The organism is Nocardia farcinica (assembly GCF_029867845.1).
Lineage (GTDB): Bacteria > Actinomycetota > Actinomycetes > Mycobacteriales > Mycobacteriaceae > Nocardia > Nocardia farcinica_A.
The window spans coordinates 1-9,501 of sequence record NZ_JARWRU010000391.1; the positions used below are offsets into that span (position 1 = coordinate 1).

The 9,501-nt window shown below is 69.5% G+C and carries 5 protein-coding genes; 4 read left to right on the forward strand and 1 reads right to left on the reverse strand.

Features of this window, described 5'->3' with window-relative positions:
- Positions 1-929 (reverse strand): hypothetical protein (locus QH283_RS08165; RefSeq protein WP_280502411.1); only part of this gene is annotated, 929 nt, incomplete at its 3' end.
- Positions 930-2,354: 1,425 nt separating this feature from the next.
- Between QH283_RS08165 and QH283_RS08170 the strand changes: the two genes are divergently transcribed.
- Genes QH283_RS08170 through narI form a run of 4 tightly spaced genes read left to right on the forward strand, consistent with a single transcriptional unit; the run spans position 2,355 to position 9,415 of the window.
- Positions 2,355-6,095, forward strand: coding sequence for a nitrate reductase subunit alpha (locus QH283_RS08170; protein ID WP_280502414.1), 3,741 nt, complete (start codon positions 2,355-2,357; stop codon positions 6,093-6,095).
- Positions 6,096-6,105: 10 nt separating this feature from the next.
- Positions 6,106-7,983, forward strand: coding sequence for a nitrate reductase subunit beta (narH, locus tag QH283_RS08175; RefSeq protein WP_280502415.1), 1,878 nt, complete (start codon positions 6,106-6,108; stop codon positions 7,981-7,983).
- Complete coding sequence (narJ, locus tag QH283_RS08180; RefSeq protein WP_280502412.1) at positions 7,980-8,660, forward strand: nitrate reductase molybdenum cofactor assembly chaperone; 681 nt, start codon at positions 7,980-7,982, stop codon at positions 8,658-8,660. The genes narH and narJ overlap by 4 nt, the downstream gene beginning before the upstream one ends.
- Positions 8,657-9,415 (forward strand): respiratory nitrate reductase subunit gamma, encoded by a 759-nt coding sequence (gene narI, locus QH283_RS08185; protein ID WP_280502413.1) that lies wholly within the window; start codon positions 8,657-8,659, stop codon positions 9,413-9,415. Before narJ ends, narI begins: the two co-directional genes overlap by 4 nt.
- The last annotated feature ends 86 nt before the right edge of the window (positions 9,416-9,501 follow it).

A 9,501-nucleotide genomic window follows, 5' to 3' on the forward strand; every position in this document is an offset into this window, starting at 1 on the left:
CAGGCGCCGAACACGCGGGCGGGTTCGGCGGGCACCGCGCCGAGGCGGCTCGGCGCGGTCGCGGCGAACAGACGTCTGGCCTGCACGGCGGCCGGATTCGCCGACCACGGGGCCAGGGCGGTGGTGAACATCAGTTCGCACCAGGACAGTGCGGGTACCTCGCCCGCGGCGAGGGTGGCGATGAGCGACATCTCCAGGTCGTGTCCGGCCCAGGCCGCGATGAGCCACGCGGCGTCGAGGCGGCCGAGGAACTCCTCGGCGTCCTCGGGCAGGCCGTGCGGGGTGTCGACGGCCAGGTGCACGGTGGCCGCGATGGCGTGGCGCATCGTGGCGTCGATGCCCGCGGAGTCGTGGAGCAGCAGCGCTTCGAGAGCCGAGCGCAGCTCCATGCCCGCGTCCTCGACCTGTCCGGCATCCTCACCTGGATTGCGGATCATGGGAAACGCCTCCTTCGGTTCATCGTTCACATACGGGAAGGTGTGCACCGCCCGCAGGTGCCTGCCCGGCCTGCCCTCCGGCTCGTCCTGGTCGACCAGGGCTCCGGGATTCCAGTCCAGGCTGCCGAAGACCTGGCACCAGTCGAGCGCCGGATTGTCCTCGGAGATGACCAGATCCAGGATCAGCCCGGACATCGAGGCCGTACACGCCAGAGTCACGGTGTCCACGTCGCTGTCGCTGAGCACCAGGTGCAGCGTGGCCTCGGTGTGACCGGCGTCGGCGCAGGCGCGCCCGGCCAGCCAGACCGCACGCTGGGCCGCGGCCATGGTGCCCGCCGCGTGATCGCCGTGCGGGTTGTCCGCGTCGCTGTCGAGGAACGGCCCGTACCAGAGCGCGCGGCCCTCGTCGCCACACACCGCGAACGTGCCGTTGGTGCAGTCCGCCGCGGCCGCGAGCGATATATGAGGGACCAATCCGATGTCATCGACCATCAAGCACTCACTCCCCGCAATGTTCGCGCTATCTTCTGTATCCGCCCATCGGACGCCCCGGCACCCGCCCTCCGCAGCCACCCGAATCCCGGCTCCGGCGATAAACGCATCGAATGCGCTTCGTTCGACCGTGCCCGGTCGATCCCGTTGTTCTCACGCTTACCGGACGAGGCCGCCGAGACCGATGCACCCGCCGCAGTCGCGGGGTGCGCATCCGGCTCCGCATTTATCCGGCAACGCATTTCGTCACCATATCCGCCGCGGCTGCACCACATCGTGACATTCGGGCGATCCGCCCCCGGTTTCCCGCGCGCGCGAACCGAAAACCGGCTCTGTACTGCGGAATTGCCGGGTAACAAATAGGTCTCGAAAAGGCCACGGAACGCTCGCGGCGACATCGAGCGCCCTTGTCCGGCCGGCCGGGACCCGACCGACGATCTACGAACCTTTCCTCGGCACGCCGAAGGTTTACCGTCCGCTATCGCCTTCCACCGAAACCACGCACTTCACCGCCGGTGCGCACGTCGCGCCCGTCGGCCGCCGTGACGCCACGGCAGTTGACAATTCGTCACGAACGTCGCGCGGGCCGGGCATCGAACCGCGCCATTCGAACAACAGATCGATCGCCCGGCGACATCGGCCACGGATATTTCCCGGCGCGCGCGACCGCGGAGCAACGACCCTCTCGTCGCGACCGCCCGGCAGTTGGTCATACGAACAGACGACAAACCCAGGCGTTTACCCGGTTCGGCGTCGGGGAAACCGTTATCCGACCGAACGCCGGCCCGGACGCGCGACCATCTCACGGAAACGAATACTTTTTAATCACCACGACTTCTGAATAATTCCAGTGATTTTCGGCGAACAATTATTCATGCGCACATCGGCATGCATTCCGGCCGTCGCCCCGACCGCCAGCAGCCGGTCGGCAATCTTCGAGGCGTACCGCGGGATCCAGCCACGCGAGGCGGGCGCCGAGCCGCCCGTCGCGCCGAACCGGGGCGACACGGGCCCGGCCGCCCACGTCGGCGAGCCGGGTCGCGGGGGTTGATGTCCCCGGGCAGTGATGTCGTACAGCGCGGTGATGTCGTACAGCGCACTGACGCTCTGTGTTAACGATTGTAAAGCCCCCGAGAAGCCCGCGTTTCCAAAGCTTCACCGGTTCCCCCGCCGGAGCGAGCCGCGTGCGGGCGGCGACGGCGCGCGCGCAGGTCGCGGGCACCGTGCCCTGTGTATCACCCGCCGGGCCGGTGACCGGCACATTTCGCCGATCTCACCGCTCACTTCGGTGCCGTGAGCGATGTGAGAAAGCTGTTTGGAGGCGCTCCCTCGGCTCCCTACAGTCGCAGAGGACAGCTCGTTTCCACAGCTCGAGGGGGCATCGTGGTTCTTTCGCGCAGTTCGGATCCCGCGGCCACAGGCCCGGTGCCGCCGCGCTCCGCAGACGCCGGAGACGCCCTGCTCGCGCTGGGCAAGTACTTCCAGCGCGGCGAGGTCTCCGATGACCGGCGCACGCTGCACAAGGTCGGTGGCCGCGGCGCCGACGAGTTCTACCGGGACCGCTGGGCGCACGACAAGGTGGTGCGCTCCACCCACGGCGTGAACTGCACCGGCTCGTGCTCGTGGAAGATCTACGTCAAGGACGGTGTGATCACCTGGGAGTCCCAGCAGACCGACTATCCCTCGGTGGGCGCGGACAAGCCCGAGTACGAGCCGCGCGGATGCCCCCGCGGCGCCTCCTTCTCCTGGTACACCTATTCGCCCGCGCGCGTGCGCTATCCGTATGTGCGCGGCACACTGCTCGAGTTCTACCGGGAGGCCAAGGCGCGGCTGAAGGACCCGGTGCTGGCCTGGGCCGACGTGGTCGAGGACCCGGAGCGGGCCGCCGCCTACAAGGCCGCCCGCGGCAAGGGCGGTTTCGTGCGCGCCGAGTGGTGGGAGGCCGCCGAGATCGCCGCCGCCGCGCACGTGCACACCATCAAGAAGTACGGCCCCGACCGGGTGGCCGGCTTCTCCCCCATCCCGGCCATGTCGATGGTCAGCCACGCGGCGGGCGCGCGCTTCATCTCGCTGCTCGGCGGCTCGATGCTCTCGTTCTACGACTGGTACGCCGACCTTCCCGTCGCCTCCCCGCAGGTCTTCGGCGACCAGACCGACGTGCCGGAGTCGGCGGACTGGTTCGACGCGGGCTATCTGATCATGTGGGGCTCCAACGTCCCGGTCACCCGCACGCCCGACGCGCACTACATGACCGAGGCCCGCTATCGCGGTCAGAAGGTCGTCGTGGTCTCCCCCGACTACGCCGACAACACCAAGTTCGCCGACGAGTGGGTGCCCGCCCGGCCGGGAACCGATGCGGCGCTGGCCATGTCGATGGGCCACGTCATCCTCAAGGAGTTCTTCGTCGAGCGCGACACCCCGCGCTTCCTCGACTACATCAAGCGCTACACCGACCTGCCGTACCTGGTGTGCGTGGACGACCCGAGCGGCTGGGACGCCGAGGGCGAGTACCACCACGACGGCGCCACGGCGGGCAAGTTCCTCACCGCCGCCGATCTGGGCCGCGAGGTCGCCAACGCCGAGCACAAGCCGGTGCTGCTGGACGCCGAGGGCGAGCCGGTGGTGCCCAACGGCGCGCTCGGCCACCGTTTCAACGAGTCCGACGCGGGCAAGTGGAATCTCGACCTCGAGGGTGTCGACCCGCTGCTGACCCTGCACGGGCGCGCCGACGCGGAGCCGGTCGCGCTTCGCCTGCCGCGCTACGACGGCGACCGGCCCGGCGTGGTGCTGCGCGGCGTGCCGACCGTCACTGTCGCGGGCAGGCGGGTCACCACGGTGTTCGACCTGCTGCTGGCCCAGTACGGCGTGGGCCGCGACGGCCTGCCCGGCGAGTGGGCGAGCGGCTACGACGACGCCTCCTCTCCCTACACCCCGGCCTGGCAGGAGACCATCACCGGCGTCCCGGCCGCGCAGGCCGAGCGGATCGCCCGCGAGTTCGCCGACAATGCCGAGCGTTCCGGCGGCCGCTCGATGATCCTCATGGGCGCGGGCACCAACCACTGGTTCCACTCCGATCAGATCTACCGCGCCTTCTTCACCCTGACCCTGCTCACCGGCTGCCAGGGCGTGAACGGCGGCGGCTGGGCCCACTACGTCGGCCAGGAGAAGTGCCGCCCGGTGACCGGCTGGGCCACGCTGGCCTTCGGCCTGGACTGGCAGCGCCCGCCGCGCCAGATGCAGGGCACGGTCTTCTGGTACCTGACCAACGACCAGTGGCGCTACGACCCGTTCACCGCCGACTCCTTCTCCTCACCGCTGGGCAAGGGCAAGTTCGCCGGTCGCACCGCCGCCGACAACATCGCGCTGGCCAGCCGCCTGGGCTGGATGCCCAGCTACCCCACCTTCGACCGCAACCCGCTCGACCTGGCCGACGAGGCCGAGGCCGCGGGGGTGAGCGCCGCCGATCACGTGGTGTCCCAGCTGAAGTCCGAGGACCTGCGCTTCGCCTGCGAGGACCCGGACGCCCCGGAGAACTTCCCGCGCTGCCTGACGGTGTGGCGGGCCAATCTGCTCGGCTCCTCCGGCAAGGGCAACGAGTACTTCCACCGGCACCTGCTCGGCGCGGACTCCAACCTGCAGACCACCGACGCCACCGGTGTGCGCCCGCGGGAACTGGTCTGGCGCGACCAGGCGCCCACCGGCAAGCTCGACCTGCTGCTGAGCCTGGACTTTCGGATGACCAGCACCACGCTGTTCTCCGACATCGTGCTGCCCGCCGCGACCTGGTACGAGAAGCACGACCTGTCCTCCACCGACATGCACCCGTTCGTGCACGCCTTCTCCCCCGCCATCTCCCCGCCGTGGGAGGCCAAGACCGACTTCGACGCCTTCCACCGGATCGCGCGCGGTTTCTCCTGGATGGCCGAGAAGCACCTGGGCGTGCGCAAGGACATCGTCGCGGTGCCGTTGCAGCATGATTCGCCCGACGCGCTGGCTCAGGCGGGCGGCGCCGTGCTGGACTGGAAAGCCGGTGAGTGCGAGCCGATTCCGGGCAAGACCATGCCGAAGCTGGTGGTCGTGGAACGCGACTACCCGAAGGTCGCCGAGAAGATGGCCGCCCTCGGCCCGCTGGTGGAGACCCTCGGCCTGACCACCAAGGGCGTCACCACCCTGCCCGACGCCGAGGTCGAATACCTGGCGGGCAAGAACGGCAAGGTGGTCTCCGGCGTCGCCCAGGGCAGGCCGTCGCTGGCCAAGGACACCCACGCCGCCGAGGCGATCCTGGCGCTGTCTGGCACCACCAACGGCCGCCTCGCGGTCGAGGGCTTCCACGCGCTGGAACGCCGCACCGGCACCGAGCTGGCCGACCTGGCGCTCGAGGCCGAGGGCAAGCGGATCACCTTCGCCGACACCCAGGCCCGCCCGGTCCCGGTCATCACCTCGCCGGAGTGGTCGGGCAGCGAGACCGGCGGACGCCGCTACTCGCCGTTCACCATCAACACCGAACGGCTCAAGCCCTGGCACACCCTCACCGGCCGCCAGCACTTCTACCTCGACCACGACTGGATGATCGAACTCGGCGAACAGCTGCCGATCTTCCGGCCGCCGCTGGACATGACCGCGCTGTTCCGTGAGCCGGGCGTGGGTGACGTGACCGAGCGCGGCGTGACCGTGCGCTACCTGACCCCGCACTCCAAGTGGTCCATCCACTCCGCCTACCAGGACAACCTGCACATGCTGACGCTCTCGCGCGGCGGTCAGTCGATCTGGATGTCGGACAAGGACGCCGCCAAGATCGGCGTGGCCGACAACGACTGGATCGAGGCGGTCAACCGCAACGGCGTCGTGGTGGCCCGCGCCATCGTCTCGCACCGCATGCCCGAGGGCACCGTGTTCATGTACCACGCGCAGGACCGCGCGGTGGACGTGCCGCGCATCGAGGGCACCGACCCCACCGGGTTCGACTGGCCCAAGCCCGGCAAGCAGGCCGGCAAGGGCAAGCGCGGCGGCATCCACAACGCGCTCACCCGGATCATGATCAAGCCATCCCATCTCATCGGCGGCTACGCCCAGCAGTCCTTCGCGCTGAACTACCACGGTCCCACCGGCAACCAGCGCGACGAGGTCACCACCATCCGCCGCCGGTCCCAGGAAGTGGAGTACTGACATGCGCGTCATGGCACAGATGGCGATGGTGATGAACCTCGACAAGTGCATCGGCTGCCACACCTGCTCGGTCACCTGCAAGCAGGCCTGGACCAATCGCGGCGGCACCGAGTACGTCTGGTTCAACAATGTCGAGACCCGCCCCGGCCAGGGCTACCCGCGCCAGTACCAGGACCAGGAGAAGTGGAAGGGCGGCTGGACGCTGACCAAGCGCGGCAAGCTGACCCTGAAGTCGGGCTCGCGGTTCAAGCGGCTGCTCAACATCTTCGCCAACCCGGATCTGCCCACGGTCTCGGACTACTACGACCCGTGGAGCTACGACTACGACAACCTGCTGTCCTCCCCGCCGGTGGACACCACCCCGGTGGCGCGGCCGAAGTCGCTGATCACCGGTCAGGACACCAAGGTCACCTGGGGCGCGAACTGGGACGACGACCTCGGCTCGGGCCCGGAACAGGTGGGCAAGGACCCGCTGCTGAACCGGCTGTCGGAGAAGGTGAAGCTCGAATTCGAGCAGACCTTCATGTTCTACCTGCCGCGCATCTGCGAGCACTGCCTCAATCCCTCGTGCGCGGCCTCCTGCCCGTCGGGTGCGATCTACAAGCGCGCCGAGGACGGCATCGTGCTCGTGGACCAGGACAAGTGCCGCGGCTGGCGGCAGTGCATCACCGGCTGCCCGTACAAGAAGATCTACTTCAACCACAAGACGGGCAAGGCGGAGAAGTGCACCTTCTGCTACCCGCGCGTGGAGGTCGGCATCCCGACCGTGTGCTCGGAGACCTGCGTCGGCAGGCTGCGCTACATCGGCGTCATGCTCTACGACGCGGACAAGGTGCTCGAGGCCGCCTCGGTCACCGACACCGCCGACCTGTACCCCTCGCAGCTGGGTGTGTTCCTCAATCCGCACGACCCGAGGGTGATCGCCGAGGCCGAGCGCGCGGGCATCTCACCGGAATGGATTCAGGCCGCCCAGGATTCGCCGGTCTACAAGCTGATCGTGGACTATCAGATCGCGCTGCCGCTGCATCCGGAGTACCGCACCATGCCGATGGTCTGGTACGTGCCGCCGCTGTCGCCGGTGGTCGACGTGCTCTCGGAGACCGGGCACGACGGCGAGAGCGCCCGCAACCTCTTCGGCGCCATCGACGCGCTGCGCATCCCGGTCGAGTACCTGGCCGAACTGTTCACCGCCGGTGAGCTCGGCCCGGTGCGCGCGGCCCTGCAACGGCTGGCGGGCATGCGCTCGTTCATGCGCTCGGTGAACCTCGGCGAGGAGCCCGATCCGACCATCGCGCCCTCGGTGCGCCTGGAGCCGGAGGAGATCGAGGCGCTGTACCGGCTGCTGGCCATCGCCAAGTACGAGGACCGCTACGTCATCCCGCAGGGCGCCACCGCCCAGGCCCACGAACTCGATTCGCTGGCGACCGGGTGCAGCCTGGACACCGACGGCGGCCCCGGTATGACGGCCTTCGACCAGATGGTGGAGAAGTTCCACCTGACCGAGACCGGGCTGTCGGACACCAATGCCGCCGCCCCGGAATCGAAGTCGACCCGCATCAACCTGCTGAACTGGGACGGCAAGAACACCGCCGGTCTGGTGCCCACCGGCTCGGGCGCGAAGAGCAACGGGGCCGCCGCGAACGGCGGCGGACCGGTGAACTCGGCGAACGGCGGCGCGAGCAACGGCGCGAACGGCAACGGGTCGGGCGCGGCGAACGGAACGGCTGGGCACGGCGGCGCGAGCAACGGCGCGGCCGCCAACGGCGCCGAGACCAACGGAACCGCGGGGGGCGAAAGCACCGGTGGTGCGACCGGGAACAGCGGCGGGGGCAACGGCAACGGCGCCGTCCCCGCCGCCACCCCGGACGTGACGGGAGCGCCGCGATGAATCTGCTGAAAGTGCGCCGCAGGCCCGAGCCCGCGGTCCGCATCCGCGAGCGCGACCGCCGCCTCGCGTGGCGGGTGGCCGCGCTGCTGCTGGACTACCCGGGCGAGTCGCTGCTCGTCGCGCTCGACGATCTGTCCGCCGCCGTGGCCGAACTGCCCGATCAGGTGCGCCTGCCGCTGGAACCGCTGATCACGCATCTGCGGTCCACCCCGCCGCTGACGCTGGCCGCCGACTACGTGGCGACCTTCGACCTGCGCAAACGCGCCAGCCTGCACCTGACCTATTACGCCTACGGCGACACCCGCAAGCGCGGGATGGCGCTGCTGCGGTTCAAGCACGCCTACCGGCACGCCGGGGTGGAACTCGGCGACGAGGAACTGCCCGACCATCTGCCGGTGCTGCTGGAATTCGCCGCCACCGTCGACCCGATCGGCGGCGAGCGCCTGCTGGGCGAGCATCTGCCGGTGATCGAGCTGCTGCGGCTGTCGTTGTCCGACAGCGGCTCCCCGTACGCGGGCGCGCTGGCCGCGGTGGTGGCCACCCTGCCGCCGCTGACCACCGCCGATCGGCGCCGCATCGCCGAACTCGCCGCCGAGGGGCCGCCGGACGAGGAGGTCGGACTCGACCCGTTCGCCCTGGACCCGTCGCTGTTCACCGACTCGGAAGGCCGCCGATGAACGCCAGTCTGCCCCTGCCCACCGAGCTGTGGATGATCCTGCCCTACATCGCGTTCACCTCGTTCGTGCTCGGCCACATCTGGCGGTACCGCAACGACCAGTTCGGCTGGACCACCCGCTCCTCGCAGATCTACGAGAGCCGCCTGCTTCGCCTGGGCAGCCCGCTGTTCCACTTCGGCATGCTCGGGGTGTTCGGCGGTCATGTGCTCGGCGTGCTGATCCCGCAGTCCTGGACCGCCGCCGTCGGCATCTCCGAGCACGCCTACCACGTGATCGCGGTCGGCGCGGGCTCGGTGGCGGGCCTCGCGGTGCTCGCAGGCGTGGCGATCCTGCTCTACCGCCGGATCACCGTGCCCGCGGTGCGCAAGGCCACCACCGTCAACGACAGGGTCATGTACGTGCTGCTGGCCGCCGCCCTCGGCACCGGCCTGCTCAACACCTGGGGCAGCAATCTGCTGTGGGGCACCTACAACTATCGCGAGACCGTCTCGCCGTGGTTCCGCAGCCTGTTCACCCTGGCCCCGCAGCCGGAGCTGATGGTCGGCACCCCGTGGACCTTCCAGCTGCACGGCCTGGTGGTGCTGGTGCTGGTGGCCATGTGGCCCTACACCCGCCTGGTGCACATGTTCAGCGCGCCGCTGGGTTATCTCACCCGTCCTTACATCGTCTACCGCGCCAAGGAGACCAACGCCGCCGACACCCGCCGCTATGCGCGGGCGTGGGATTCTCCGGTGACCCCGGAGCGCTGGCGCTGAGAACGGCCCGGGGGGGGGGGGGCGCGCGAGCCCGCCCCCCCCCCCGCCCCCCCCCACCACCCGGGGGCGGAGTCGGGGGGCGCGGG

Coding starts and splice junctions, on each gene's coding strand:
- narJ (WP_280502412.1), top strand. CDS start 7,980: ATGAATCTGCTGAAAGTGCGCCGCAGGCCCGAGCCCGCGGTCCGCATC.
- narI (WP_280502413.1), top strand. CDS start 8,657: ATGAACGCCAGTCTGCCCCTGCCCACCGAGCTGTGGATGATCCTGCCC.
- narH (WP_280502415.1), top strand. CDS start 6,106: ATGGCACAGATGGCGATGGTGATGAACCTCGACAAGTGCATCGGCTGC.